This window comes from Faecalibacterium sp. DFI.5.82, from assembly GCF_029076575.1.
GTDB classification, from domain to species: domain Bacteria; phylum Bacillota; class Clostridia; order Oscillospirales; family Ruminococcaceae; genus Faecalibacterium; species Faecalibacterium duncaniae.
The window spans coordinates 1-305 of sequence record NZ_JARFIS010000633.1; the positions used below are offsets into that span (position 1 = coordinate 1).

Below are 305 nucleotides of genomic sequence, written 5' to 3' on the forward strand. Positions count from 1 at the left end.
CCATGCCCAGAGGCGTCGTCAGCGTATAACGGAAAAGGCAAAAGACTACGTTGTCCTCGACAACATCAAAGGGAAAGGCCAGTACGTTGGAACTTATCTTGCGCTTACAAGCCTCGAACGCTACTGGTACGGAGAAGGTGAGATGAAATTCTACATCGATGGAGTCACGTATTATACAACCATTTGCGGTAACGGATCAGAAGATTACTTCGGCGGTGCCTGGAGCTTTGAAACACACCAATATGGCCAAACCGTTGAAAATCAGTACTGTACTCCGTATCTTGGCTTTCCTTACTACTCTAGCC

At 47.2% G+C, this 305-nt stretch carries 1 protein-coding gene; it reads left to right on the top strand.

Annotated features, from left to right (window positions below):
* A partial coding sequence (locus P0G09_RS18195) for a DUF2961 domain-containing protein (protein ID WP_275253370.1) occupies positions 1-305 on the top strand: 305 nt, incomplete at both ends.